Raw genomic sequence first — 26,539 nt, forward strand, 5'->3', positions numbered from 1 at the left:
CTCGTCGCGGATGCCTCTATGTATCTGACCGTCCGAAGCGAGTCCCTGTGACATTCGATGGCGAAGAGCGACGGTGTGAAATACGGTGTGACAACAGACACAATGTCTTGAGCGGGCCTCCGGGTCGTCGCACCATCTGTGAGTTGTGAACGCCACACAGGGCCCGAGGCCCCTACCCAGCCCAGCCGTCGATCCCCGGGACCCCCTCTCGCCGGGCACCCACACCCTCGTCGTCCAGTACGGCACGGCCGCCGTCGGCCAGCGCTACCACGTCGCCGGAACCGGCCCGGTGTGCGTGGCCCACTCCGGCGGGCCGGGCATCGGCTGGGAGTACCTGCGCATGCCCGGGCTGGAGCGCAGCATGACCGTCGTCTACCTCGAGCCGGTCGGCACGGGCGAGTCCGGCCGGCTGGCCGACCCACGCGACTACACTCTCGCCACCTACACCCACTTCCTGCACGCGGTGATCGAGCACCTGAGCCTGGCCGAGGTGGCCCTGCTGGGCCACTCCCACGGCGGCTTCGTCGCGCAGCGCTACGCCCTCGACCACCCCGAGCGCCTGGCGTCCCTGGTCCTGTACGACACCTCACCGATGACGGGAGAGGAGTTCTGGGCGGCCGCCGTGGCCAACATGGAGAGCTTCGTCCGGCGGCACGCCGACGAGCGGCCGGAAGTGGCCACCTACGTCGCGGGTCTCACCACGCGACTCGACCGGTCCGACGACGAGGGCGCGACGAAGGTGCTGCGCACCATCTCGCCCGCCTACTTCCACGAGTACTGGGGTCGCGAGAAGGAGTTCGCCGCGGGGCGGGCATCCCTGCGGATGTTCGCCGCACCGGCCTGGGGGGCGGAGCCCCCGTTCGACGTCCGCGAGGAACTGCCCCGGCTCACCGTCCCGACCCTGGTCCTGGTCGGCGGGGACGACTTCATCTGCGGGCCGCGCTGGGCGCACATGACGCATCAGCTCCTTCCCGGCGCCCGGCTGGTGATCCTTGAGGAGACCGGCCATCTCGGGCACATCGAGCGTCCTGAGAGGTTCACGGCAGCCGTGCGCGACTTCCTCAGCGGATGACCGTGCGGGCGTCGCTCTCGCCGGTGAGGAAATGCCACAGGAAGGGATCCGCGTCCTGGAAGCCAAGATCGCGGACCGCGTCCCGGACGACCTGTTCGTAGCGGGACGCGGTACGGCGCAGCGCGGCGTGCCCCGCCGGGGTCAGCAGCACCTGCACGCCCCGCCGGTCGTGGTCGACGGCGCTCGAGATGATCAGGTCCTGTCGGCGCAGGCGTGCCATCAGCCTGCTCGTGGCGGACTGACTCAGGCCGAGCCCGTTGGCCACATCCCCGAGCCGCATGGGTTCGGCGCCGGCGTCCGTGGCGGAGCTCCTTCCCAGGTGACGCAGGGCCTGTACTTCGCTGACCCCGAACCCGGTCTCCTCGCGCAGCCGCCGCTCCACCGTCCCCTGGACCCGGCGGTGCAGGCGGTCGAGGGCGTCCCACCGGTCGGTCGTGCAGGACTGCGTGCGGTCGTCGGCAGGGTCGGTGCGCACCTGGTGCACCACGTCCCCGTGCGACGTGCCGGTCATGCGGTGGCCCGGTAGGAAGCCGCGCCGTCGGGTGCGGTCGTTCCCTTGCCGGAATACGGCGCGTCGTGGCCGGTCAGCACGTGCTCCAGGCGGCCGAAGTCTCCTGTGCGGGCGGCGGTGAAGATCGCCTGGACGAGCCGCCGATGGGTGGCCGCGTCCACGTGCTGCCGGTGCCGCCGGTTGTTCAGTCTGTCCTGCGCGCGGGAGACCTGCTGCCGTGCGTTCCCCACGGACAGGTGGAGCAGGGCGCCGATCTGGTCGTAGGAATAGCCGAACGCCTCGCGCAGCACGTACGCCGCGCGCTGGTTGGGCGTCAGAGTCTGCAGAAGCAGCAGAACGGCATGCTCCACCGAGTCCTGGCGTTCGGCCAGGGCTTCCGGTGTCATCCCCGTGTCCGTGGACTCCGGCAGCCAGGGGGTGGCACTGGACTCACGGCGTCTGCGCGCCGACTGCAGCACGTTGATGGCGAGCCGGACGGTCGTCGTGCGAAGCAGCGCACCGGGGTCGGCGACGACGGTGCGGTCCATGCCCTGCCAGCGCAGCCACGCCTCCTGGATGACGTCCTCGGCTTCGCCGGGATCTCGGAGGATCCGGTTGGCGATCTTGAGCAGTCCTGGCCGGACACGGCCGAACACGAAGACCGCGTCGTTGAGTTCCACGGGCACGGCAGTGATGGTCATCATCACCGACTGCGGACTCTGCCGGGTTGCGATCACAGATGTGTCCACGATCGGCTCCTCTGCTGGTTTGGGATCGGCGGCTTTCTCGCCGCCGACACCAACTTCGCGCCGACAGGGGCACTGCCGCGCCCTTGATGGACCGTGGGGCACCCCGTGGTCGTACCGTGGCCGCCACGTGGCCAGGGGCCTCCCACCCCCTGGCCCGCAGGCCCCCGGGGCCCGCCACCCCGTGGCCCCGGACGCCCCCGGGGCTCCCCACCCCCTGGGACCTGCCCCCCCGGCCCCCCACGCCTCGGCCTCGGCCGCGAGCGGACCTCGACGGGACCGGACCGCCACAGGATCTGCCCCGGACGGCCCGGAGCCACGGGCCGTGGTCAGCGGAATTCGTGGGCGCACCGGCGAGGCGGGGAGGCCGCCTGTGCGGCCCGCGCGGGCGCCTGACTGGGCACGGCGCGGCACGCGGATCGCGCCGCGGCCGACGGCGTCGCCCCCGGGGTCAGGCGGGGGTCGCCGCCCCGCCCGGCAGCACGGCGCCCAGCTGTTTGCGGGACCGGATCCCGAGCTTCGTGAACACCTTCCGCAGATGCCACTCGATGGTGTGCGGGCTGAGGAACAGCTGCGCGCCGATCTCGAGGTTTGTCAGCCCTTCGCCGGCCAGCCGGGCGATCTGGGCCTCCTGAGGCGTGAGCGCCTCGTCGGTGCCGGTGTCGCGACTGCGCACCGTCTCCCCGGCGGCCTCCAGCTCCCGGCGGGCGCGCTCGGCGAAGGCCTCCGCGCCGGCCCGGTCGAGGATCTCGTGGGCGCGGGCCAGCTGGTCCCGGGCCTCGGCGCGGCGGTTCTCGCGGCTCAGCCATTCGCCGTACAGCAGCCGGGTGCGTGCGAGCGCCGTCCGCACCGGGGTGCTCTCCAGCCGGGCGATCGCCTCCCGGTACAGGGCGTCGGCCGTGTCCCCCTCACTGATCAGGGCACGCCCCGCTGCGGAAGTGCCCGTCGCCCAGGCCGTGCCACTGGCCTGGCAGATGGTCGCGAGGCGACCGGCGGCCTCGACGGCGAGGTCCCGCTGCCCGCTGCGGGCCGCCGCCTCCACCAGCTCGACCAGGGAGGAGAGGGCGAGCCCCAGCTCCTGCGGGTACTCGCAGCCCTTGGCGGCGGCGGCGCAGGCCTCCTCGTACCGCCCCAGGCCGTTGTACAGCACGGCCAGCGCCCACTGGGGAGCCGTGAGTGCCTTTCCCTCGCCGCTGAGGGTCCGGTCGCCGGTGATCGTCCCGATCGCCCGCAGCGTCTCGGTCTCGCGGCCGCGCCAGGGTTCGATCACCAACGCCCCGTAGTGCGCGAGGAAGTGGCTGCCGGTGGCCTCGCCGATCGTCACCGCTTCCGCGGCGAGCGAGTCAGCGTCGTCCAGATCACCGGCGAAGACCCGGTTCGACAGCCGCAGCAGGAGCGCCGAGGGGAGCACGGACAGCGTTCCCGTCTCCCGTGCCAGACGGACGAGCTTGGCCGACAGGGTGCTCCAGCTGTCGAAGTCCCACACGTTGTGGGCCATGCGGCAGGCGAACGGGAGCCAGCCCAGCGACTGTTCCACTGTGAAGTCGCCGCACCGCAGCGTGTTCAGTGCGCGGCGCAGTATCGGGGCGCCCGCCGTGTAGCCGTCCGTGGTGGCCATGGCCAGGCCGTCGAGGAAGAGGTCGGTGGGTCCGGGGTGAGCCGTCGGGGGCGCGGTGCGTGCGGCCCAGGCGACCTCATCGAGGCCGGGGCCGCCGCACACGCGGCCCGCGGTGAGGGCCGCGTAGAACGCGTCCCGGTAGGTCTCGCGCGCGATGCCGGGGTCGAGCGGCTCGAACTCCCGGGCAGCCGTGAGCAGCAGCGGCACGGTGGCACCGGCACTGCGGGATCCGAAGGTGATCTGCCCGCGCAGCAGGCTGGCCTGGGCGTGTTGCAGATCGTCGAGCGCGCCCATCTCGGCCACGTTCAGCAGCTCGAGCGCGGCGTCGAACGCTCCGGCCAGGTACTTGGCCCGGGCCGCTGCCAGCGCTCTGCTGCGGCGGCGGGAGGGATCAGGTGTCAGCTCGGCCGCTCGTTCCAGGAAGGCCGCCGAGGCGGCGATGCCGCCACGCGCCTGCGCGCGGTCGGCCGATCGGGCCAGTTCGTCCGCCACGGCCTCGTCTGGCTCCGCCGCGGCGCGGGCCAGGTGCCAGGCTCGGCGGTCGGGGTCGGACCGCGCGTCCGTGGCCTCGGCCAGTGCCCGGTGCGCCTCCCGGCGTTCGGCCTGTCCCGCCGCGCGGTAGACGGCCGAGCGCACCAGCGGGTGCCGGAACTGGACCCGTGTGCGTACTTCCAGCAGGTTCGCGGCCACCGCGGGGGAGACCTCGCTCATGGACACGCCGAGGATGTCGGCGGCGCGGCGGAGCAGTGAGACATCGCCGATGGGCTCGGCGGCCGCGAGCAGCAGCAACCGCTGTGTCCGCGGGGGCAGTTCCTCGACGCGCAGGCTGAAGTTGTGCTCGAGCCTGCCGATGAGCGGCCCCATCGACGGTGAGGCGTAGCCGCCCGCGAGTTCGGCCGCGGTGGCGCTGCGGGGCAGTTCCAGCAGGGCCAGCGGATTGCCGCGCGCCTCGGAGAGAATCCTGCTGCGGACCGGTTCGTCGAACCGGCCGGGAAGCACCGAGGTCAGCAGGGCGCGTGCGTCGGGCTCGCTCAGCCCCCCGAGGGTGAGCTCGGGCAGCCCTTGCAGGGCGCGTTCCCCGTCCGCCTCGCGTACGGCGAAGATCAGCCCCACGCGCTCCGCCATCAGACGCCGGGCGACGAACCCGACGATCTGGGCCGAGACGCGGTCGAGCCACTGCACGTCGTCGACGAGGCAGATGAGCGGCGTCTCCTCAGCGACGTCGGCGAGCAGGCTGAGGACCGCCAGCCCCACGAGGAACCGGTCCGGGGGAGTGCCCGCGCTGAGCCCGAAGGCGGTCTCCAGGGCCGTCCGCTGAGGATCGGGAAGGTGCCCGAGGCGATCGAGGAAGGGCGCGCACAGCTGGTGCAGACCCCCGAAGGCCAGCTCCATCTCGGCCTCGACTCCCGCCGCGCGCACCACGGTGCAGCCTTCGGCGGTCTCCGCCACGTACTCCAGCAGGGCGGACTTGCCGATACCGGCCTCGCCGCGCAGTACGAGCACCGCGCTGTGGCCGTCGTGCACCTTGGCCAGATGCCGGTCCAGCACCGCTCGCTCGCTCTGCCGCCCGTGCAGGAAGCCCGGATTCTTGCCTTTCATGAACACCCCCGGCTGCGAGCGTATATATCGGGTCTTCGGCCACACAACTCATCTGCGCCGCTGGTCACCCCGTGGGTGTGACGCGGGGCAGTGGCGTCGTGTCGGGCCGTTGCCGCCCTCGGGCCGGGGTCGGCCGGGATTGGGCGGCGGCCAGGACGAAGAACGGCAACGGTGTCAGGGCGAACCCCTCGCGGGCCATGTAGCCGTCCGCTGTCCGCCGCCAAAGCCGCAGCAGGCGGCTGGCGTCGGCCTCGACGGTGGAGGTCAGCTGCGCCTGCTCCAGCAGCGCCTGCTTGAGACTGTCGCCGACGGCCTTGCGCAGCCGGGGGACGGCGGTGTGCCCGCGCAGGGCAGCCGTCGGCGGAGCCGCTGCCGTTGCCGCTGCTGGTATGGGGCGCGGGGCCGGAGCGGCCGCGGGTGCCGGCATCGGGACGGGTGCGGCGTGCGGCATCGGTGCCGCGGCGGGCGGCTGCGCGACCGGCGCCGATGAGGTAGCCCGCTGCGGTGCGGTCACCGGCGCGGCCGGGGCGGCGGTGACCGCGGTCGCCGCCGACGGTTCGGCTTCGGGCGGGCCGATGACGGCGAGCGCGGCGCCCGCTTCGACCGTCTCGCCCTCGCCGACGACGATGGTCAGCAGGACTCCCGTGGCGGGAGCGGGGATCTCGGTGTCCACCTTGTCGGTGGACACCTCCAGCAGCGGTTCGTCCTCCTGGACGTGCTCGCCGGGCTGCTTCAGCCAGCGGGTCACGGTGCCCTCGGTGACGGACTCGCCGAGCGCGGGAAGGGTCACGGAAACAGTCATGGCGGCGTATGGCTCCTTCAGGTGTCCAGGCCGTAGTGCTTGCGGGCGCGGTCGACGGTGTCGGGGTCCACTTGTCCGGCCCGTGCCAGCCGGTCCAGGGCCGTCACGGTGATCGATTCGGCGTCCACGCGGAAGTAGCGCCGTACGTCCTCGCGGGTGTCGGACAGGCCGAATCCGTCCGTGCCCAGTGAGTAGTAGTCCTGCTCGATCCACTGGCCGATCTGGTCGGGGACCTGGCGCATCCAGTCGCTGACGGCCAGGACCGGACCCGGCACACCGGCCAGCGCCTCGCTCACGAAGGGCACACGTGTCTCGCCGCGCGTGCGGGCGGTGTCGGCATCCATCGCGTCCCTGCGCAGCTCCGTCCAGGACGTCACCGACCAGACGTCGGCGCGCACGTTCCAGTCGGCGGCGAGCAGTTCCTGCGCACGCAGTGCCCAGTGGACGGCGGTGCCGGAGGCCAGAAGCTGCAGCCTGGGGCCGGACACGGCGGAGTCGCCGGGCCGGAACGGGTACAGGCCGCGGACGATGCCCTCCTCGATGCCGGGCCACGCAGGAATGGGCGGCTGGGGCTTCGGCTCGTTGTAGACCGTGAGGTAGTAGAAGACGTTCTCGGGCCGCTCCCCGAACATCCGGCGCAGGCCGTCGCGGACGATGACCGCGATCTCGAAGGCGAAGGCCGGGTCGTAGCTGACGGCCGCCGGGTTGGTGGCGGCCAGGAGGTGCGAGTGGCCGTCGCCGTGCTGGAGACCTTCGCCGGTCATGGTGGTGCGTCCGGCGGTGCCGCCGACGACGAACCCGCGGCCCATCTGGTCGGCGAGGGCCCAGAACTGGTCGCCGGTGCGCTGGAAGCCGAACATCGCGTAGAAGATGTAGAACGGGATCATCGGCTCGCCGTGGGTGGCGTACGAGGTCGCGGCGGCGGTGAACTCGGCCATGGAACCGGCTTCGGTGATGCCCTCGATGAGGAGCTGCCCGGTCTCGCTCTCCCTGTAGTGCAGCAACTGGTCGGCGTCGACGGGGTCGTAGGTCTGGCCCCGCGGCGAGTAGATGCCGGCCGTGGGGAACATCGACTCCATGCCGAAGGTACGGGCCTCGTCAGGGATGATCGGCACCCAGCGGGCGCCGGTGCGGCTGTCCCGCATCAGGTCCTTCACCAGGCGGACCAAGGCCATGGTGGTGGCGACCTCCTGGTGGCCGAAGCCCTTGAGCAGCGCCTCGAACGGCTGCGCGGCGGGCTCCTGCAGCGGCTTGGCGATCACACGGCGCGCGGGGGCGGGACCGCCCAGCGCGGCGCGCCGCTCGCGCAGGTACCGCACCTCAGGCGAGTTCTCCCCCGGATGCCAGAAGGGGACGACGTCACCGGCGAGGGCGCTGTCCGGGATGGGCAGATCCAGCACGTCGCGAAGCTCGCGGAACTGCGCGATGGTCAGCTTCTTCATCTGGTGGTTGGCGTTGCGGGACTCGAACGCCGACCCCAGGGTGTGCCCCTTGACCGTCTGGGCGAGGATCACCGTCGGTGCTCCCCGGTGTTCGACAGCGGCCCGGTAGGCGGCGTACACCTTCAACGGCTCGTGCCCACCGCGGGAGTTCTCGAAGAGCTCCACCACCTGGGCGTCGCTCAGGGGGGCGGAGAGTGCGGACAGGGCGTCGCCGACGAAGAAGTTCTTGCGGATGTAGGCGGCGTCGCGCGCGGCGAAGGTCTGCATCTGGGCGTCGGGCTCCTTGCCCAGGCGGCGCACCAGGTCTCCGGTCGTGTCCTGGGCCAGCAGCGGGTCCCAGGCCTCGCCCCACAGGGACTTGACGACGTTCCAGCCCGCCCCGCGGAACCGGGCCTCCAGTTCCTGCACGATCTTGGAGTTGGACCGCACGGGTCCGTCGAGGCGTTGCAGGTTGCAGTTGATCACGAAGGTGAGGTTGTCCAGGCCCTCACGGGAGGCCAGCGTCAGGGCGGCCGTCGCCTCCGGCTCGTCCGTCTCCCCGTCGCCGAGGAACGCCCACACGCGGGAGGCGGAGGTGTCCTTGATGCCGCGGGCCTGCAGATAGCGGTTGAAGCGTGCCTGGTAGACGGCGCCAAGAGGGCCGAGGCCCATGGACACGGTCGGGAACTCCCACAGCCACGGCAGGCGTCTGGGGTGCGGATAGGACGGGAGGCCGTGACCGCCGGCCTCGCGCCGGAAGCCGTCCAACTGCTGCTCGCTCAGGCGGCCTTCGAGGAACACCCGGGCGTAGATGCCCGGCGAGGCGTGTCCCTGGAGGAACAACTGGTCGCCCGAGCCGTCCTGTTCCTTGCCGCGGAAGAAGTGGTTGAAGCCGATCTCGTACAGCCAGGCCGCCGAGGCGTAGGTGGAGATGTGCCCGCCCAGTCCTAGCCGGGAGCCGCGGGTGACCATCGCCGCGGCGTTCCACCGGTTCAGGGCGGTGATCCTGGTTTCCATGGCGACGTCGCCGTCGAACGCCGGCTGCGCGGCCGCCGGGACGGTGTTGACGTAGTCCGTGGTGAGCAGCCCCGGCACGGACAGGCCGGCGCGGGCCGCGTACTCGTGCACGCGCCGGATCAGGTACACCGCCCGATCGGGTCCGGCGTTGCGTATGACGGCGTCGAGGGAGGCCTGCCACTCGGCGGTCTCCTCGCGGTCACGGTCGGGAAGCTGGTCGAGCTCACTGCTCGACGGGGACGCGGGGGGCCGGGACTGGGCACTCATGGGCGGCCTTCCTCAAGGCGTGGGGCGGGGCAGACGGGTGGGGGTGGTGGATGCCGTCGCCCGGCCGCGACCGGCCGCAGCGGCAGCGCGACTACGTCGCGTACCGCGCAGTGCTCGGCGCAGAGCATGTGCGTCCAGAGCATGTGCGTCACTGACGTCGACGCCGAGGGCGTGGGAGAGTTGCACCACCCACGCCCCGTTGTCGCGCAGACGGGTGACCGATCGCGAGCCGGTCCGTGCCATGGCGCCTGCGACGACGACCTTCATGCGGTCTCCTTTGCCGGGGGCGGGACGGCCGGGCGTGACGGGCAGGACGTGCTGAGAGGGCGAAGGCGAGGTCGGATACGCCCGCGCGCCCCGCCTTGTTGACCGGACGAAAGGTGTTGTTGTGACAAGCTGCCCGTCACCCGAAACCGGGTTGCCCCGACGGCAGGTGTCCCGCGACCGCGGCCGCCGGGAGTTGCGGGCGCCGCGGGACACCAGAGGGCGGACCTACTCCACGAAGTAGGAGTCGTGCCGGTCGAAGAACGCGGAGCGCTCCTCCTCCGAGGCGTGCGCCAGCGTCGACACCTGCTCGAAGTACTCCTCGCGCGGCGCGCCCGGTGTGAACAGCAGGAGCATGTCCGCCGGTGCGTCGGAGTCGTTGCGGAAGGCGTGCAGCCCACCTTGCGGCACGTGCAGGAAGTCGCCTTTGCGGGCGTCCACCCAGCGCACACCGTCGAAGATGCGCACGGTGCCGTCCAGGATGTAGAACGACTCCGAGATCCGCTTGTGGAAGTGCGTCTTCGGGCCGCCGGCCCGCGGCCTCATCTCGACGCGGTACAGCCCGAACTCGCCGCGGGTGGTCGCGGTGGTGGCCAGATAGTGGGTGGCGTCCTTGCCCGGCCCGCTCTCGCCGAGGTCGGGTGGGGTGTCGGCAGGCCGGAACACGGCGCTGACCTCGCCGCTGTCTCCGAAGTACTTCTGCTCCGGGTAGGGGTACGACATGGTGGTTTCCTTTCCTGAGGCAGTCAGGCGGCCGCGTGCCCGCCCACACTCGATATGACCGGTGGGCAGGGTCCGATGTGACGTCGGGGGCGGCGGTGGGCCGCGGTGCCGCGCGGTCGGGTGTCAGCGGGTGAGGCAGTCGTGGCGGGGATGTCCCCGTCGCAGGGCCCGTACGTCCCGTACCGCCGCGGCGAACGCCTCGGGGCGTTCCTGCGGCAGGTTGTGGCCGGCGTCCGCGACCTGAAGGTGCAGGCGGGGGCCGGTGAAGTGGTGAGCGGTCGATGAACCGTCGGTCGCTGGGAAGTTGCCGTCGGCGGTGCCGTCCAGGGTGACCGCGGGGACGGTGATCGGAGGAAGGCCGGCGAGGCGGGCTTCCAGATCGGCGTACGCGTCCGCGCCCGGTGCCAGGCCGAGCCGGTGCCGGTAGGAGTGGACGACGACGTCGACGTAGTCCGGATTGGTGAAGGCCTCAGCGGCCCGCTCCAGTTCGGCTTCCCCGAAGGCCCACACGGGGGAGTTGCGTTTCCAGATGACCCGGGCGACGCCCCGGGGATCGGCTGCCAGTCCGGTGCGGCCGCGCTCGGTGAGGAAGTAGTAGAAGTACCAGAAACCCGCCTCCAGTTCGGGGGAGACGGGGTTCATGGCGGCGCCGATGTCCTGAATCAGGTAGCCGTTGACGCAGACCAGGCCGAGGACCCGTCGGGGCCACAGCGCCGCGGCGACCGTGGCCGCGCGACCGCCCCAGTCGTAGCCGGCGAGGTAGGCCCGCTCGATGCCGAGGGCGTCCAGGAGCGCGATGACGTCGGCCCCCAGGGCCGCCTGCTGGCCGGAACGGGGAAGGGAGTCGGACAGGAATCTGGTGGGGCCGTGCCCTCGCAGGTGGGGGACGATGACCCGGAATCCGCCTTCGGCCAGCAGGGGGGCCACGTTCACGTAGCTGTGGATGTCGTAGGGGAAACCGTGCAGAAGGACGACGGTGTCACCGTCGGGGGAGCCCGTCTCGTAATAGGCGACTTCGAGCACGTCGGTCGTGACGCGTCGCAGCGGAGCGAGCAGGGGCAGGGCTGACATGCGATTCCTCCGACGAAGGAGCGGTGGGGGAGAGGAGCCGCGGTTCCCGTCGGGCGCGGCTGGGGGTACCGGGTTTCGTGGCCGGGCGCGTCACCGGGCTCGGCCGCCGCCGGGGTCCGGCCCTCGGCGACAGTGTGCACAGTGTGCATGAGAAGGTTGTCTTGTTAGTGTCATGAGTGTTGGCGTCGTAACGGGTGCGCGTGTGCACGGCGTGATCTCCTCTCCACGGGGGACTGTCTCCCCGCACAGACCGGCCTTCGCCACCTGCTGTGACAGCGAAGCAAGCCCTGCTCAGCGCCGTGTGCTTCGGCGCCTGGCGAACCGCCGTCCGTGACGGCCCGAGGACGCGGGCGTCCCGGGCGCACACACTCTCCGTGTCCGGTCCGAGCGGGCGCGGAACCTCCGACCGACTTAGGTGAAGACCATGGAAACCGAAAGTGTTCTGCATCCGAGCTTCCTCGTGCCCGTCGGGCACGTGGAGCCGGTGCCCCGCCGTATCAGGGGCGTGATCGGCGGTCGCACCGTCTTCGACACGCGGCGCGCCCTGTACGTCTGGGAGTGGCAGGCCTATCCGCAGTTCAGCATCCCGGTGCGGGACCTCGTCGACGGCGTCCTCGACGACGAAGGGGTCACCGAGAAGCACGGTGCGGGCACGGCGCACCGGCACACTCTGTCCGTGGGCGGGGACTCGCGCCCCGGTGCCGCCTGGGTGTGGGGGAAGGACGCCCCGGCGCCACTCCAGGGCACGGTGCGCTTCGAGTGGCCGGCCATCGACTACTGGTTCGAGGAGGACGAACCCGTCTTCGTCCACCCCAGGAGCCCGTACTCGCGTGTGGACGCCGTGCGTTCCTCCAGCAGCGTCCGCGTGGAGCTGGAGGGCGTGGTCCTGGCGGAGGCGCCGGCGTGCGTCAAACTCTTCGAGACCGGCCTGCCGACGCGCTACTACCTCGACCGCGCCCACGTCGACTGGACCCGACTGCGGCGGACCGACACGGTGACCCGCTGCCCGTACAAGGGAACGACGAGCGGCTACTGGTCGTTCGACGGCGCCACCGCCGCCCACGAGGACATCGCCTGGGCGTACGACTTCCCGACCATCCACGCCAACCGCATCGCGGGCCTGACGGCCTTCTACAACGAGCACGTCGACCTCTTCGTGGACGGCGAACCACTGCCGAAGCCCGGCACACTCCATTCCTAGCCCCCGCCCCGGTGCCCGGTCCCGGGCAGCGCCCGACGGCCCGGGACCTTCTGGTGTCACACATCTGCTGCGGGCCTGGTCCCATGGTGTGAAAAGTCCTCCTTAATCGCCAGAGAAGGAACACACCATGAGCGACATCGTTCTCGAACCCGCCGCGCAGGATTTCGCCGACGCGACCGCCAAGCCGCCGCTGCTGTACGAGCTCGGGGTCGAGGGCGCGCGCAAGCTGCTCGACGACGTGCAGACGCAGCCCGTCGAGAAGCCCGACGTGGACGAGAAGTGGATCACCGTTCCGGCGGAGGCCGGTGACGTGCGGGTGCGCATCCTCAAGCCCGTCGGCAGCGCCGGCCCCCTGCCCGTCATCCTCTACGTGCACGGCGGCGGCTGGATCCTCGGCAACGCCGGCACGCACGACCGGCTCGTGCGCGAGCTGACCGTCGGGGCGAAGGCCGCCCTGGTATTCGTGGAGTACGACCGCTCCCCGGAGGCAAAGTACCCGGTCGCCATCGAGCAGGCCTACGCGACGGCCCGCTGGATCACCACCGAGGGCGCCGGCGAAGGGCTCGACGCCTCCCGCCTGGCCGTCGCCGGTGACTCGGTCGGCGGCAACATGACCGCCGCGCTGACCCACATGGCCAAGCAGCGGGGCGACGTGGCCTTCGTGCACCAGTCCCTGTACTACCCCGTCACCGACGCGGCCCAGGACACCGAGAGCTACCGGACCTTCGCGCACGGCCCGCACCTGACGGCCAAGGCCATGGAATGGTTCTGGGACGCCTACACCACCGACCCCGCCGAGCGCGCCCAGATCACCGCCTCGCCGTTGCGGGCGACGCTGCAAGACCTCCGGGACCTGCCGCCGGCGCTCGTCGTCGTCGACGAGAACGACGTGCTGCGCGACGAGGGCGAGGCCTACGCCCGCAAGCTCGTCCAGGCCGGTGTGCCGACGACCAGCATCCGCTACAACGCCTCCCTGCACGACTTCATGATGCTGAACACGGTCCGCGACACCCAGGCGTCGACCGCCGCGATCGAGCAGGCCGTCCACGTACTGCGCAAGGCGCTCGGAACCGACTGACACCGCACACCCGACCACATTCCCCGGCACGTCGAAAGGCCGTTTTTCATGACTGCACACAAGCCCACCATCGTCCTCGTGCACGGCGCGTTCGCGGACGCCTCCAGCTGGAACGGCGTCGTCGACAAGCTGCTCGCGCACGACTATCCGGTGATCGCCGTCGCCAATCCGCTGCGCGGACTGACGACCGACGCCGACTACGTCCGGCAGATCGTGACGTCCGTCGGGGGCCCCGTCGTCCTTGTCGGCCATTCCTACGGCGGGTCCGTCATCAGCAACGCGGCCAAGGGGCTGCCCGAGGTCAAGGCGCTCGTCTTCGTCGCGGCGTTCCTGCCGGAGGAGGGCGAGAGCGCCGTCACCCTGTCGGGCAAGTTCCCCGGCAGCACCCTCGGCGACACGCTCCGGCCCGTGCCGGTGACGCTGTCCGACGGCGGCCAGGTCATGGACCTGTACATCGAACAGGCCAAGTTCCACCAGCAGTTCGCCGCTGACGTCCCTGAGGAGACCACGGCGGTCATGGCCGCGACACAGCGGCCGGTGGCCGATGCCGCGCTGGCGGAGGGCGCGTCCGCGCCCGCGTGGCGGGACATTCCCTCCTGGGTGCTGGTGGCGGACGAGGACCGGAACATCCCCCCGCAGGTGCAGGCCTACATGGCCGAGCGGGCCGGGGCCTCCGTCATGAAGGTCTCCGCCTCCCACGCGGTCAGTGTCTCGCGCCCCGGTGACGTGGCCCGTCTGATCAACGAGGCGGCGCAGGCGACCGCCTGAGGCCCGCGCCTGACGGACGCGGGGGGCGGGGTCCGGCTTCACAGCCCGGCCCCGCCCCCCCCGCGTTCTTGTGCGGGCCTGACGCGTCACGGCAGCGGCGCGGGCTCCGCGAGCAGCGTCGGCACCGTGATGATCGTGACGTCCTTGGTCAGCAGCCGATGGACGGGACAGCGTCCCGCGATCGCCAGGAGCTGGTCCCGCTGTGTGGGGGTCAACTCCCCGACGATTCCTATGTTCTTGACCACGTGCCCCTGTGCGTCGAAGCGGACCGCGACGTCCACCCGGTCCAGCGGCCATTCGTGGCGCTGCGCGTAGGCCCGCACCGCCATGGATGTGCACGCGCCGAGCGCGGCCAGGAGGAGTTCGCCCGGAGTGGGTCCGGTGTCGCTGCCGACGGGCTCCGGCTCGTCGGCTGTCAGGCGGTGTGTACCGATCGCCACGGAGCGCGCGAGCTGCTTTCCTTCGGCCACGGTAACGATGCGCGTGTTCATGCTTGCCTCTCAGCCGAGGTACGGGCAGAGGCACGATTTGCGCCTCCGAAGCTCAGACCGTGCGGGACACCCGACTGTGACGGCCGGCGTGCCTGTACTCGGCCGCAAGCAGGGGGGCGGGGTGGTGGTTGCCGCCCCGCGGGTGATCAGGGGCGATCAGCGGGACTGGTCGGTGGGGCGCACAAGGATCTCGTTGACCGCGACGTGGTCGGGCTGTGTGACGGCGTAGACCACCGCGGCCGCGATGTCTTCCGGCTGAAGGGTCCGCATCGACTCGGCCATGGTCCTGACCGCGGCACGCCCGACGGGGTCCGTGATGTGGTCGGCCAACTCGGTCGACACGAAGCCCGGCTCCACGACGACGACGCGGACCCCCCCGCTCGGTCACCTCCTGGCGCAGCGCCTCGGCGAAGGCGTTGACGCCGAACTTGGTGGCGCAATAGACCGCGGCGCCGGCCGAGGAGATACGGCCCGAGGTGGAGGATATCTGGACCACCGCGCCACGGGAGCGCAGCATGTGGGGCAGCGCGGCGTGCACCGTGTACATGGAGCCCAGCAGGTTGGTCTCCACCATGCGGGACCATTCCGCGGGATTGGCGTCAAGGACGGGGCCGGTGAGCATGATGCCGGCGTTGTTCACGACGATGTCGAGGGTGCCGAAGCGTTCGACGGTCCGGTCGACGGCCTTGCGCACCGACTCGGGGTCGCTGACGTCCATGTCCAGGACGAGGATCTCCCCGGGCGCTTCCTGCGCCAGTGCTTCGAGCCGGTCGGTCCTGCGGCCACCGACGGCCACGGTGGCCCCCGCCTTGGACAGCGCCAGCGCGGTCGCCCTGCCGATGCCGGAAGAGGCGCCGGTGACGAGGACCACCTTGGGGTCGAGAACGGAACTCATGTCATCTACGAAAGATGTGGTGGGGTGAGACGGGCAGGCCGTGTCGTGTGCGAGGACAGGACAGGGCGGCTCGAGAAGGTGACCGAGCGGTCATGTTGTGCCAGCGTAACACTGAAAATGACCGGCAAGTCATATTCAGTGTTAATGTTGTGACAGGCAGCGGGAGGCGTCATGACCGGGAGAGCAGCGACAGTGCAGGCCAGGGCGGACAGCGTGCGCAATCGGCAGCTGCTCCTGCGAGCGGCCACCGAGGCCTTCGCCGAATGCGGGGTGGATGTGTCGATGCACACGATCGCCCAGCGGGCCGGCGTCGCCAAGGGCACGGTGTTCAGGCACTTCCCGACGAAGGACGACCTTCTCGCGGCGATCATGATGCAGCTGCTCGACCGGCTGCACGAGACGGCGGACCGGCTCCTGAGCGCCGACGACGCCGGCCGTGCGCTGAAGAACTTCATGGCACACGGAATCGGCCTGCTCGCCGCCGACCGTGCGTTCTGCGACGTCATCGGCCGGCCCTCGCTGCAGCACGCGGACGTACGCGAGGCGATCGACCGGCTCTGCGACACCCTCGAGGACCTCACCGCCCGGGCCAGGGAACAAGGAGCGGTCCGCGGTGACATCACCGGAACCGACATTGTGCTGCTCCTCGGCGGCATCCATCAGACCGCCCAGCCGCTGCTGGACCGCGAACCGCGGGCGTGGGAACGCTTCCTGGAGATCGCGTTCGACGGACTGCGGGGCCGTGACCGCGAGGCCCTGCCCCATCCGCCCCCCGCCCGGCTGAGGATGGCGGACCCGTCGGGCACCCCTGCACCGACGAAGACGTGACACTAAGTGGCACATCATCGGTGTGTTGTGAAATCATGCCGCAGCTTCTGTCTTGATCAGGCCGGCCGACCAGCCGGGTACGGACTGGGGCGGGTAACGTCCGAGTCATGCCGCCGGGGCGGCTGCGGCTCCGGACTCTCGTCGGCGTGGGGGTCGCTCCGTGGATCATGTCGTTGACGCGGTACCCCTCGCCGAGTCGCTCGACGAACGGCGGCACCTGCTGGACGTCGCCTGCCGCGCGCTCGGCAGCCGCGTCGCGGCCGAACGCGTCGTCGACGAGGCCTACCGGCGGTGGTACCGCCTCACCGATCCGGAGCGGGTCAGTATGCCGTCCCCTCGCGTCTGGCTCACCCAGGTCGTGGACGAGGCGTGTCTGATGCGACCGGCGTCGGCCTGGCCCGGCGGGGAGGAACGGGAGATCCAGGCCCGGCGGGCGTTGTGCGGCGAGGACGCGGAACCGGTCGAGCGGGCCCTGTTGAGTGTGGGTGTGCGGCGTGCGCGGCCCGTGTCGGCGCGTCGCGAGCATGAGATCACTGTTGCCGTTCGGCAGGCGTGCAGCGATCAGGACGGCCCCCGACTGCGGTCGCTGCTGGCCCCCGATGCGACGGCGCTCTTCGACAGCGGCGGCAAGATCCGGGCGCTGACCCGGCCCGTCCGCGGCGACGAGCAGGTCGCCCGCAGCCTGTTGGTCCTGCTGGCTGGACAGCGGCGTGTGACGCTGTGCACCGGATCGGTCAACGGGCACACCGGCCTCGTCGCCCGGTGTGACGACCGGGTCGCCGCGGTGCTGACCCTCGACATCGCGGACTCGCTGGTCGTTCAGGTCTGGGCGGTTCTCAACCCCGACAAGCTGCGTAGCTGGAACCGTTCCCTTCCCGGGTGAGCTCACGTGCCACGGCGTCCTCGGGGCGCGAGAGCAGGGGCGCGCAGTGGGCGCGCGATCCGAGGAAGGCGGCGATCTTGGCGGGGGTGAACACCCACAGAACCCGGTGTATCCCCCGCCGTGTGGCGGCGATGGTCATGAAGGTGGCGGGCCGGCCGTCCCGGTACAGCAGAACCCCGGCGCGTCCGTTGGCCTGCACGGGTACGATCTCGACCGTCGGCCAGAAGCGTGACGAGGCGGTCGACAGCTTCGCCACCCGGGCACGACCGACCACGGGTACGCGGGCCGCCCCGCGCAGCCCGTTGCCGTCGGAGAGACTGACCGCGGCGGGCGTCAGGAGCGCTTCCAGCGAGGCCACGTCCCCTTCCTGGGCGGCCGCGACGAAAGCATCGAGCAGTCTGCGGTGCTCCTGGACGTCGACAGTGTCCCGCTCCTCGTCCGTCAGGTGCTTGCGCGCCCTGCTCACGATCTTCCTGGCGTTGACCGGGGTGAGGCGCAGGATCTCCGCGATCTCCGAGTAGCCGTACTCGAAGGCCTCCCTCAGCACGTAGACGGCCCGTTCGATGGGCGTGAGCTTCTGCAGGACCAGGAGCAGGGCGAGTTCCAGGGCTTCGGCGCGTTCAGCGCCGGCCACCGGGTCGATGCTGGTGTCGATGGGCTCGGGCAGCCAGGGCCCGATGTAGGTCTCGCGGCGCACGCGGGCGGACTGCGCCACGTTGATGGCCAGCCTCGTCGTCGTGCTCGACAGGAACGCCGCTGGGCTGACCACCGTCGAACGGTCGGTCCGCTGCCAGCGGAGCCACGCCTCCTGCACGACGTCCTCGGCTTCCGTCGCGCTGCCCAGGACGCGGTAGGCGATACCGAAAAGCCGGGGCCGCAGTTCCACGAAGGTGGTGACGGCCTCGGCGAGGTTCCTGTCCGTGGGAGGTGCCTCTGCGGGGGATGCCTCTGGATACATGTCCCTCTGACTCCATTCCTCCGGGACCCGGGTTGTCGGAATGCGGCCACGAGGCGCTCACAGACCCGGCGACCGTCTCCCCCTCAACGACCGAGGGACCACGGACGCTGTGACAGTGCTTTTTGAAGCACTTATCAGCGGCGCGGACGCGTTATCGGCCATGCGCGCCGGCTGATGTACGGAGCCGTACAAGAAACAGGCCTGCCGTTCCACGCCCCGCGGAACGACAGGCCAAGGAAGACGCGCCTACTGCTGCTGGGCGAGCCAGTCGACGAAACGGGTCTCGCCGATGCGGGCGTCCGGGCCGGGAAGCAGCGTGGTCTCCGCCAACTCGGCGCCGAAGTACGGGGCGTGTACGTCGGCGACGACCGTACGCGGGTCGTTCTTGGCGGCCAGCCCCTTGCGGATCAGCTCGTCCAGCTGGAAGGTGTCGGGACCGGCCACCTCGACCACGCCGTTGACCGGCGTGCCCACGGCGGTGCGGCCCACGGTGGCGGCGACGTCGTCCGAATAGACGGGCTGGATCTTCACCGGGGCCAGCTTGACGGTGTCACCCTCGGTCGCCGATTCGGCGATGCCCTTCATGAACTCGAAGAACTGCGTGGCGTGCACGATCGACCACGGGATCCCGGAGGCCTTGATCAGTTCCTCCTGCGCCTGCTTGGCACGGAAGTAGCCGCTCTCCTGGAGCCGTTCCGTACCCACCACCGACAGGGCGACGTGGTGGGTGACACCGGCGTTCGCCTCAGCCTTGAGGAGGTTGGTGGTGGAGGTACGGAAGAACTCCATGACGGCGTCGTCCGCGAAGGAGGGCGAGTTGGAGACGTCGATCACGACGGCCGCGCCCTCCAGCACCTCGGCCAGGCCCTCGCCCGTCAGCGTGTTGACGCCGGTGTTCGGGGCGGCCGCCACCGCCTCGTGGCCGTGTTCGTCGAGCTTGCTGACGACCTTCGAGCCGATCAGTCCGGTGCCGCCGATCACTACGACCTTCATGGGGACGTTCCTTTCACTCATTCTCATCTGCTGCCTGCACGAGGTATGACCGGGAATTGACCGGCGCTGTGACACCTTTCTGAAATTCCGGAAATTCTCTCCGAGCAGGAGAATTCCTATTCGACGAGCTTTCCGTCCGCCGAGACGTCCTCCATAAGGGCCGCGATCTCGTCGGGGACGGGACTGATGGGCTCGCGGGTGATGCCGTCGGTCGGGGACCAGACGAGGTTCACCTGCAGCGCCGGATCCATGTCCGGGTAGTCGCTGCGGTTGTGGCATCCGCGTGTCTCGCGCCGCTCCAGCGCCGCTTCCAGTGTGGCCCTCGCCGCCAGTGCCGAGGACTTGAGGTCGAAGGCGTGGGCGAGGTCCTGGAAGCCCGCGATGTCCGGATGGACGCCGACGTTCTCCATGCGCTTCTCGATGGCGTCCAGCTCCGCCAGCCCGGTGCGCAGCCCCTCCTCGTCGCGGACCACGCCCGCGTGCTCGGTCATGGTGTTGCGGATCGCGCGCTGCAGGGCGCGCACGTTCTCGGGTCCGTCTGCGGCGAGCAGGTCGTCGACCTCCGCACGCGCCTGTGCCACCGCGGCGGCCGAGCGCGGCTGCGCGGCCAGGGACTCCGAGTAGGCGGCCGCCGCCTGTCCGGTGATGCGGCCGTACACCAGCAGCTCGATGAGGCTGTTGCCACCGAGCCGGTTGGCGCCGTGCAGTCCGCTGGAGGCCTCACCGATGGCGTACAGGCCCCGCACGTCCGTGCTGTGGTCCTCGGGGCGCACCCACACACCGCCCATCGAGTAGTGCGCGGTGGGCGCGACCTCGATGGGATCCCGGGTGATGTCCAGCATCTGCAGGTCCAGCAGTGTCTGGTAGACGCGGGGGAGCCGGTTCATGATGGTCTGCCGGGGCAGGTGGGAGACGTCGAGCCACACCCCGCCGTTGGGCGTGCCGCGGCCTTCCTTGATCTCGGTGTAGGAGGCGAGGGCGACCCGGTCGCGGGTGGACAGCTCCATGCGTACGGGGTCGTAGCGGTTCATGTACCGCTCGCCGAGCGCGTTGCGCAGGATGCCGCCCTCGCCGCGGGCTGCCTCGCTCACCAGGGTCCCGGCCGCGTTCTCCGGCTCGATGATGCCGGAGGGGTGGAACTGGACGAGTTCCGGGTCGCGGAGCCGGGCTCCGGCCTCCGTGGCCAGCCGGAAGGAGTCGCCGGTGTTCTCGTCGCGCCGTGAGGAGGTGCGCCGCCAGATCCGGGTGTGGCCGCCGGCGGCGAGGATGACGGCGTCCGCGTGCACGAGGTGGCGCCTGCCGTCGGCAAGACCGAAGCCGTAGGCGCCGAAGACGGCACCGTCGTGGACCAGGAGACGGGTGATGTAGACGTTGTCGAGCACCGGTATGTCCAGCTGGTTCGCGCGCCGGATGAGCGTGCGCTGGATCTCCAGGCCTGTGTAGTCGCCCGCGAAGGCGGTGCGGCGGAACTTGTGGGCGCCGAAGAAGCGCTGGGAGATCCGGCCGTCCTCCTCCCGGGCGAAGGCCATGCCGTAGCGCTCCAGGTCGTCGATGCCGAGGGCGGCTCCCCGGGTGACGATCTCGGCGGTGCGGGGGTCGCCGAGGAGGTAGCTCTCCTTGAGGGTGTCGGCGGCGTGCTGCTGCCAGGTGTCCTCGGGGTCCATCGTGGCCAGGGCCGCATTGATCCCGCCGGCGGCGAGAGAGGTGTGGGTGTCCTCCTTGGGGCGCTTGCCGACTGCGAGGACATCGACGCCGGCCTCGGCCAGCTCGATGGCCGCGCGCAGGCCCGCTCCGCCGGTGCCGATCACCAGCACCGTGGTGGAAAGACGTTGTTCGGTGGCAACCACGCTTGCTCCCATCGCTCGGGGTGGTCACCTGCTACGACCAGGTGGAGTGACGGGTTGTGACACCGCCGCCCCGGCCCGGGCCCGCCTGTCGGTGTCACACCCCGGCGGCCGGGCCGGTCGTAGCCGGGCGTGTGTGATCGAGTGCCCGGTCGACTGCATCTACGAGGGCGAGCGGACGCTGTACATCAATCCCTGGGAGTGCGTCGACTGCCACGCCTGCGAGCCGGTCTGCCCGGTCGAGGCCGTCTTCCACGAGGACGACCTGCCGGCCCAGTGGGCGCAGTACTGGTCCGTGAACGCCGAGTACTTCCGCGACGCGCCGGGGGAGGGCACCGGGCGGGCCGACCACGCGGTGGTCGCGTCCCTGCCCCCGCGGCACGGGGTCAAGAACGACCTGTCCGGATTCGCCGCCCGCAAGGAGGAGGCCGTCGACGCCGACCTGTGGTTCCCGTGGTGAACCGCCCGGGCCCGGTGCGGCGGGCCGGGCCCGGGGCGTGCGGCGGACCGGCGGGTCAGGCCCCCAGGGACAGGACGTAGGGGTTCAGCTTGACCGGGTTCATCACCCACATGATGCGCTCGATACCGGCCTCGGACGCGTCCACGCACAACAGCGCCACCGGCGCGTCGTCCCGTGCGACGAGCACGGCGGGCCGGCCGTTGGCCTCGACGAACCGGGTCTCGGCACCCGGCCAGAACCGCGGGGCGAAGGCAGCCAGGTACCGCGAGACGTGATCGCGGCCGATGACGGGGATCCTGGACGCGCCGCGGATGCCGCCGCCGTCCGAATAGCTGACGACGTCCGAGGTCAGCAGGTCCTCCAGGGTGGAGAGATCTCCCGTGCGCGCGGCGGAGAGGAAGCCTTCGAGCAGACGCCGGTGGGCCGCGGGGCTGACGCGCTCCTTGCGCTCGGCGCCCAGGTGCTTGCGCGCCCGGCTGACCAGCTGCCGGGCGTTCGTGTCGCTGGTCTCCAGGATGTCGGCGACCCGCTGGTAGGGGTAGTCGAACGCCTCCCGCAGCACGTAGGCCGCTCGTTCGATCGGGTTGAGCTTCTCCATCAGCAACAGCACCGCCAGCTCGACCGCCTCGGCGCGTTCCGCCCCCAGGTGCGGGTCCTGGGTGGTGTCGACCGGCTCGGGGAGCCACGGCCCGACGTAGGACTCCCGGCGTACCCGGGCGGACTGGGCCAGGTTGATCGCGAGCCGGGTGGTGACCGTGGTCAGGAAGGCGGCTGGTTCATGGATCTGCGCGCGGTCGGTGTTCTGCCATCGCAGCCAGGTGTCCTGGACGATGTCCTCGGCCTCGACGGCACTGCCGAGGATGCGGTACGCGATGCCGAACAACCGGGGTCTGGCCGAGAGGAAGTCGTCGAGACCGTGGTCGAACGTGTCGGGGTGGGCGCCAGCGCGCATGGGTCGTCCCTTCTGGCTTTGCGCCCTACATGCTACGCGCGAGGGGGAAAGGTACGCGCTGCGGGCCGCATCTGCTCACGCTATCTCTTTCGCGATCCCCGGTCACACGGTGGCAATCGTCGCGCCCGGTCCGCCGGTTTTGCGCCCGGACCGCTGCCCGCCCCCTGCTCCGGAAGACCGCAGTCGACGGGTGAAAGGACTGTGTGGGGAGTCCGGTTGTCACACCTGCGCCCGGTCCCCGGTCACCAGTGACGAACGATGTTCACGCCTACGGAAGGTGCAACACAGTGTCGGACAACATGACAGCACACGACCACTCCGCCCACGGCCACCACGGGCACGGCGACCAGGAGGGGACCGCCGGCTGGATGACGGCGGCGAAGGTACTCCAGGACGCCGCACCGATCACCGTCCCGGAGGGGGCGTCGGCGATGACCATTCTCGTCGAGTGGGAGCCGGGCGACCCGGGCACGCCCCCGCACCGGCACTCCGGCCCCGCCTTCGGCTACGTCGTCGAGGGCGCGGTCCGTTTCGAGCTCGAGGGCGAGCCCGAGCGCGTGGTGGAGGCGGGCGGCACCTTCTGGGAGCCCGGTGGAGACGCCATCCACTATCAGGACGGCAACGCGCTCTCCGACGCGCGGACCCGGTTCGTGGTGACCATGATGTGTGCTCCGGGCAAGCCCATGCTGGAACTGGTCGACGAGAAGGAACTGGCGGAGCGCGCCCACCTGCGGGCACCGCGCCCCACCGCCTGAGCGGGCACGGACCCGGCATGGGCACGCCCGTGGTCCTGGTGCACTGCCTGCTGACGCTGTTGTTCGTGGCGGTGCTCCTGCATGGGCCGGCGCGGGGCGTCGGGTCCCCCGGGGCCGGGTTCGGCGTCCGGGTGGACCGGCTGCTGGCCGCCGCCATGGCCGTGGCCATGGCGGCGATGCCTTGGATCGACGTCCGCACGGGGCCCGCTGCCGTCGCCGGAGGTGTCTTTACCGCCGGCGCGGGGTGGTTTGTGCTGCCGGTCGGCCGCCGGGAGGCCGGGAGGACGGCGGCGATGACACACCGGCTGCCGCACGCGGCCGGTATGGCCGCGATGGCCTGGATGCTGCGCGTGCCGCACACCGGGACCGGACCGGCACACGCCCACCTCGGGTCGGCTGCGCACTCCACCGGGCCCGGCGCTCTGGGAGCTGGTGTCCCTCTCGGCGGCTCCGCGATCACGCTGTCGCTGGCGTCCTGTCTGCTGGCGTATGCGCTGTGGTCGCTGACCCGCCCCATGCCCCCACTGCGCTCGGCCATGAACGCGGCGCGCCGTGCCGCGGCGGCGACGCCGTCACGGCACGTGGGTGAAGGGGCGATGGCGCTCGGGACGGCCGTGATGCTGGTCCTGCCCCACTGAGCGCGGGGAAGAAAAATCGGCCGCGCGCCGGCCCGGCGAAGGCGCGGTGGTCCGCGGTCACGCGCTGAGTGACCGCGGACCACCGCGCCGAACGGCTGGAGCGACGGTCGTCGCCCTGCTGAGGGGCGGGCGCCGCTCACGGGAGGCCGCGCCGAGGAGGCGAGCGCCGTTCAGGACGGGCCCTCGTACACCGCCTTGCTCCGCATCAGGAAGTCGGAGAGGTAGCTGTCGTGGGGGACGCCCGGCGACATCCAGTGGGTCGGCTGATCGCCGAAGTAAACGTTGGCGATGCTGGGCTCCGCGACCAGGGCCTCCCACAGATTCCGGTCCCGGGTCAGTGCCGACAGCACCAGCGTGTCGCGCAGTGGCGCCATGCCGTCCGCGCGGGTCCAGGGGGCGATCCACACGCAGGGGAAGGGCAGTTCGGTGCGCAGTTGAGGGGCGCGGGCGCTCGCGGTCTGGTGCACGGCGGGGCGCAGCACGGCGCTGCCGTCTCCGAGGTCGTCGGCGATCCCGTCGCCGCCGAGCCAGGCGTGCGTCCCGGCCGCCACCGTTTTCAGATACGCGCTGAAGGCTCGCGCCCGCTCCTTCGGACACACGGGCAGACGGGCCCTCTCGTCCTGCGGGGGAAGGCTGGGCAGGACGGCCAGACGTGCGGCGAGGGCTTCGGCGAGAGGGGCCGGGTCACCCTCGACGAGGATGGCGGTGGCGTTGACGCACGCGGCGCCGCTCTCGCCGGCGACGGACGCGACGAGTGCGTCCAGATGATCACGCCAGTCGGTGTCCGCGGTGATGAGGATCTTCGACCGTCCCGGCCCCTGCGGCAGGATCCCCGTGTCGTGCGCGTACTTGGTCACCACATCGTCGCCGCCGTAGACCACGGCCCGGTCCGCGCCGTGGACGAGCGTGTCGGCGGTCGCGTGGTCAGTGGGCAGCAGCATGAGCTGGTCGTCCCGGATTCCCGCCTGCCGCAGTGCCGCGACGAGCCGGTAAGGGGTGAAGGGCTCGCGCCGGGACGGGCGCACGAGGACGCGGTAACCCAGCGCCAGTGCCTCCAGCCAGACACGGTGTACGCCGGGATGGTTGCCGGACGCGTTGACGGCGAACACGTCGCCCTGACGCGCCCACACCGTGTGCGTCTCGTGCAGGACGGGGTCGCCGAGGTCGCGGGCGGCGCCGCGCGGCCTTCCCCGGTCGGCGGACGAGGCGGCGTGCCGTACGAAGCGCGCCGTGCCCCGGGTCGCGGCGCGCACCACGGCGAGCGGCATGCCCGAGGTCCGGCTGACGTGACGTTCGTAATCCCGGACGCTCAAGCCCCCCACGGTGCCTGCGGCGAAGGCCTCCCCGGCGGTGGCGAACACGCTCTCCAGGTCGGCCGTGGCGATCGGCGGCGCCTGGCGCAGGGCGTCGATCGCCCGAGCCACGTACAGCGGGGGAACCAGACTCAGCCGCGCGATCGGTGCGCCGGCCACGTCGGTCACCGTGCTCGGCACACGTGTGCGGTAGGTGCCCCGCGGACCCAGGGCGTCGAGGTGCAGCGGCTCGGTGGTCGGTACGGGGGCCATCAGTAGACACCCTCGATGACCGTCTCACCCTCGACCGTGGTAACCGGCGCGACGTCGGCGACGGCGTCCCCGGCGTGGCCGTCAGCCGCGCGGACCCGCAACGCGGTGTCCCGCTCCCTGTTGTTGGGGATCAGCATGGACTTGCTGACGTGGCTCACCACCACCTGGCCCTGTTCGCCCTCCGCCACCTGTCGCCCGGTGTCGGGATCCACGACGCTCAGGAAGACGTACGGCGAGACGGGGTCGAACACACACGGCTCCGACGCCGTGAGACCGACCCGCTCCAGAAGCGCGGTGAGCATCATGGTGTTGCCGTACATGCCGATCAGTGGCACGTCGGGAAACACCTCGGTCCGCAACAGGTCCCGGGTGTCGGGATCCATGTGGGTGCCGCCCCAGATGATCGCCTGGGCTTTGCCGTTGATGACCTCCACGAGGTCGCTGTCCCGGGCGAAGCGCTCCAGCATCGGGGTGGTGGCGGCTATGACACCGATGTCCTGGCCGAGCAGGATCCGCCGGCACTGGTCCACGAGATGGCCGGTATAGGCCTCGACCTCGTCGCGACGGCCCGCGGCGACGAGCTTCCTGACCCAGCGGGGATCCATGTCGACCCCCAGCCGGGGGCTGCCGAGACTTGCCGCGGCCCGTTGCAGCACATCGCCCACGAGGTGCGGGCCGGTCGGCGCCACGGTCAGCCACAGCGACCCGACCGGCAGTGCGTGGTCCCGGAGCCGGCGGGTCACCTGCTCACTGCCGTGCCGTCCCCAGTCGTCCATCTGCACGACCCGCTTGGGTGCCCCGGTCGTGCCGCCGCTCTCGAACACGTGCAGCGGTCGGGCCTGCGGACCGTAGCCGCGGGGGACGAGATCGGACACCTGCACATCGCGCAGCTCGTCCGTCAGATCGGGAAAGAGCGCCAGGTCCGCCACGCCCTTGACGTCGTGGCGGGGGTCGAAACCGAGCCGGTCGACCCGTTCCAGCCAGTACCGGGACCCCGTCTCGGGAGTGAAGTGCCACTGCATGGCCGCCCTGACGTAGTCGTCGGGGTCCACCCCGTGGAAGGGGCCGGCGTCCAGAACGGTGAATGAGCCGATCGGCATGGAACCGCCTTTCTCGAAGTCGCTGAGGGCAGACGCGTCA

Annotated in this window: 22 protein-coding genes and 2 pseudogenes; 9 read left to right on the forward strand and 15 right to left on the reverse strand. The window is 71.1% G+C overall.

The window, feature by feature from the left end; all coding sequences use genetic code 11:
* Positions 1–145 precede the first annotated feature (145 nt).
* The gene (locus MB828_RS23070) at positions 146–1,072 is read left to right on the forward strand and encodes an alpha/beta fold hydrolase (RefSeq protein WP_301649877.1); all 927 of its coding nucleotides are present in this window, start codon (positions 146–148) and stop codon (positions 1,070–1,072) included.
* Here MB828_RS23070 and MB828_RS23075 read toward each other — a convergent pair.
* The 7 genes and pseudogenes from MB828_RS23075 to MB828_RS23105 form a co-directional block, all read right to left on the reverse strand.
* Positions 1,062–1,583: a MarR family winged helix-turn-helix transcriptional regulator gene (locus MB828_RS23075; RefSeq protein ID WP_301649878.1), complete on the reverse strand. Its 522-nt coding sequence runs from the start codon at positions 1,581–1,583 to the stop codon at positions 1,062–1,064. The two genes, MB828_RS23070 and MB828_RS23075, sit on opposite strands and share 11 nt — an antisense overlap.
* Positions 1,580–2,311, reverse strand: coding sequence for a sigma-70 family RNA polymerase sigma factor (locus tag MB828_RS23080; RefSeq protein ID WP_301649879.1), 732 nt, complete (start codon positions 2,309–2,311; stop codon positions 1,580–1,582). The genes MB828_RS23075 and MB828_RS23080 overlap by 4 nt, the downstream gene beginning before the upstream one ends.
* Positions 2,312–2,759: 448 nt before the next feature.
* Positions 2,760–5,525 carry an ATP-binding protein gene (locus MB828_RS23085; RefSeq protein ID WP_301649880.1) on the reverse strand — a complete coding sequence of 922 codons (2,766 nt, stop codon included), beginning with the start codon at positions 5,523–5,525 and terminating at the stop codon, positions 2,760–2,762.
* 136 nt (positions 5,526–5,661) lie between these two features.
* A pseudogene (locus tag MB828_RS23090) lies at positions 5,662–6,327 on the reverse strand (biotin/lipoyl-containing protein); the annotation flags it as partial.
* Between the two features lie 17 nt (positions 6,328–6,344).
* Positions 6,345–9,032 (reverse strand): pyruvate dehydrogenase (acetyl-transferring), homodimeric type, encoded by a 2,688-nt coding sequence (gene aceE / locus MB828_RS23095; RefSeq protein WP_301649881.1) that lies wholly within the window; start codon positions 9,030–9,032, stop codon positions 6,345–6,347.
* Between the two features lie 492 nt (positions 9,033–9,524).
* Positions 9,525–10,019 carry a cupin domain-containing protein gene (locus tag MB828_RS23100; RefSeq protein ID WP_133024403.1) on the reverse strand — a complete coding sequence of 165 codons (495 nt, stop codon included), beginning with the start codon at positions 10,017–10,019 and terminating at the stop codon, positions 9,525–9,527.
* A gap of 123 nt (positions 10,020–10,142) precedes the next feature.
* Positions 10,143–11,090 carry an alpha/beta fold hydrolase gene (locus MB828_RS23105; RefSeq protein WP_301649882.1) on the reverse strand — a complete coding sequence of 316 codons (948 nt, stop codon included), beginning with the start codon at positions 11,088–11,090 and terminating at the stop codon, positions 10,143–10,145.
* A 424-nt stretch (positions 11,091–11,514) separates the two neighbouring features.
* Here MB828_RS23105 and MB828_RS23110 point away from each other — a divergent pair, with 424 nt between their 5' ends.
* From MB828_RS23110 to MB828_RS23120, 3 genes are all read left to right on the forward strand, one after another.
* Positions 11,515–12,291 carry a DUF427 domain-containing protein gene (locus MB828_RS23110; RefSeq protein ID WP_301649883.1) on the forward strand — a complete coding sequence of 259 codons (777 nt, stop codon included), beginning with the start codon at positions 11,515–11,517 and terminating at the stop codon, positions 12,289–12,291.
* 127 nt (positions 12,292–12,418) lie between these two features.
* Positions 12,419–13,369 carry an alpha/beta hydrolase gene (locus tag MB828_RS23115; RefSeq protein WP_301649884.1) on the forward strand — a complete coding sequence of 317 codons (951 nt, stop codon included), beginning with the start codon at positions 12,419–12,421 and terminating at the stop codon, positions 13,367–13,369.
* A 48-nt stretch (positions 13,370–13,417) separates the two neighbouring features.
* Positions 13,418–14,137, forward strand: coding sequence for an alpha/beta fold hydrolase (locus MB828_RS23120; RefSeq protein WP_301649885.1), 720 nt, complete (start codon positions 13,418–13,420; stop codon positions 14,135–14,137).
* Between the two features lie 86 nt (positions 14,138–14,223).
* Here the strand turns inward: MB828_RS23120 and MB828_RS23125 are convergent, their stop codons facing one another.
* The gene (locus MB828_RS23125) at positions 14,224–14,628 is read right to left on the reverse strand and encodes an OsmC family protein (protein ID WP_301649886.1); all 405 of its coding nucleotides are present in this window, start codon (positions 14,626–14,628) and stop codon (positions 14,224–14,226) included.
* A gap of 52 nt (positions 14,629–14,680) precedes the next feature.
* A complete protein-coding gene (locus MB828_RS23130; protein ID WP_301649887.1) occupies positions 14,681–15,523 on the reverse strand; it encodes an SDR family oxidoreductase in 843 nt (280 codons plus the stop codon).
* A 171-nt stretch (positions 15,524–15,694) separates the two neighbouring features.
* On the opposite strand from MB828_RS23130, the gene MB828_RS23135 reads away from it, so the two are divergent.
* Positions 15,695–16,351 carry a TetR/AcrR family transcriptional regulator gene (locus MB828_RS23135; RefSeq protein WP_301649888.1) on the forward strand — a complete coding sequence of 219 codons (657 nt, stop codon included), beginning with the start codon at positions 15,695–15,697 and terminating at the stop codon, positions 16,349–16,351.
* A 160-nt stretch (positions 16,352–16,511) separates the two neighbouring features.
* Positions 16,512–17,234 (forward strand): RNA polymerase subunit sigma, encoded by a 723-nt coding sequence (locus tag MB828_RS23140; protein ID WP_301649889.1) that lies wholly within the window; start codon positions 16,512–16,514, stop codon positions 17,232–17,234.
* On the opposite strand, the gene MB828_RS23145 is transcribed toward MB828_RS23140, so the two are convergent.
* From MB828_RS23145 to MB828_RS23155, 3 genes are all read right to left on the reverse strand, one after another.
* Positions 17,188–18,192, reverse strand: coding sequence for a sigma-70 family RNA polymerase sigma factor (locus MB828_RS23145; protein ID WP_301649890.1), 1,005 nt, complete (start codon positions 18,190–18,192; stop codon positions 17,188–17,190). The two genes, MB828_RS23140 and MB828_RS23145, sit on opposite strands and share 47 nt — an antisense overlap.
* A 246-nt stretch (positions 18,193–18,438) precedes the next feature.
* Positions 18,439–19,185: an SDR family oxidoreductase gene (locus MB828_RS23150; protein ID WP_301649891.1), complete on the reverse strand. Its 747-nt coding sequence runs from the start codon at positions 19,183–19,185 to the stop codon at positions 18,439–18,441.
* A gap of 116 nt (positions 19,186–19,301) precedes the next feature.
* Complete coding sequence (locus MB828_RS23155) at positions 19,302–21,032, reverse strand: L-aspartate oxidase (RefSeq protein ID WP_301649892.1); 1,731 nt, start codon at positions 21,030–21,032, stop codon at positions 19,302–19,304.
* 85 nt (positions 21,033–21,117) lie between these two features.
* On the opposite strand from MB828_RS23155, the pseudogene MB828_RS23160 reads away from it, so the two are divergent.
* Positions 21,118–21,414: pseudogene (locus MB828_RS23160) on the forward strand (indolepyruvate ferredoxin oxidoreductase subunit alpha); the annotation flags it as partial.
* A 130-nt stretch (positions 21,415–21,544) separates the two neighbouring features.
* Here MB828_RS23160 and MB828_RS23165 read toward each other — a convergent pair.
* Positions 21,545–22,441 (reverse strand): RNA polymerase sigma-70 factor, encoded by an 897-nt coding sequence (locus MB828_RS23165; protein ID WP_301649894.1) that lies wholly within the window; start codon positions 22,439–22,441, stop codon positions 21,545–21,547.
* Positions 22,442–22,809: 368 nt separating this feature from the next.
* Between MB828_RS23165 and MB828_RS23170 the strand changes: the two genes are divergently transcribed.
* Together MB828_RS23170 and MB828_RS23175 are read left to right on the forward strand one after the other, a co-directional pair.
* Entirely contained in the window at positions 22,810–23,196 is a 387-nt protein-coding gene (locus MB828_RS23170) for a cupin domain-containing protein (RefSeq protein WP_229878697.1), read from the forward strand.
* 17 nt (positions 23,197–23,213) lie between these two features.
* Positions 23,214–23,834: a DUF5134 domain-containing protein gene (locus tag MB828_RS23175; protein WP_301649895.1), complete on the forward strand. Its 621-nt coding sequence runs from the start codon at positions 23,214–23,216 to the stop codon at positions 23,832–23,834.
* A 170-nt stretch (positions 23,835–24,004) separates the two neighbouring features.
* Here the strand turns inward: MB828_RS23175 and MB828_RS23180 are convergent, their stop codons facing one another.
* Both MB828_RS23180 and MB828_RS23185 read right to left on the reverse strand, forming a co-directional pair.
* Positions 24,005–25,399 (reverse strand): aldehyde dehydrogenase family protein, encoded by a 1,395-nt coding sequence (locus MB828_RS23180; protein WP_301649896.1) that lies wholly within the window; start codon positions 25,397–25,399, stop codon positions 24,005–24,007.
* Positions 25,399–26,499 carry a phenazine antibiotic biosynthesis protein gene (locus MB828_RS23185; protein ID WP_301649897.1) on the reverse strand — a complete coding sequence of 367 codons (1,101 nt, stop codon included), beginning with the start codon at positions 26,497–26,499 and terminating at the stop codon, positions 25,399–25,401. Before MB828_RS23185 ends, MB828_RS23180 begins: the two co-directional genes overlap by 1 nt.
* Positions 26,500–26,539: the final 40 nt, after the last annotated feature.

It is taken from the genome of Streptomyces arenae (genome assembly GCF_022343545.1).
GTDB lineage: Bacteria > Actinomycetota > Actinomycetes > Streptomycetales > Streptomycetaceae > Streptomyces > Streptomyces humi.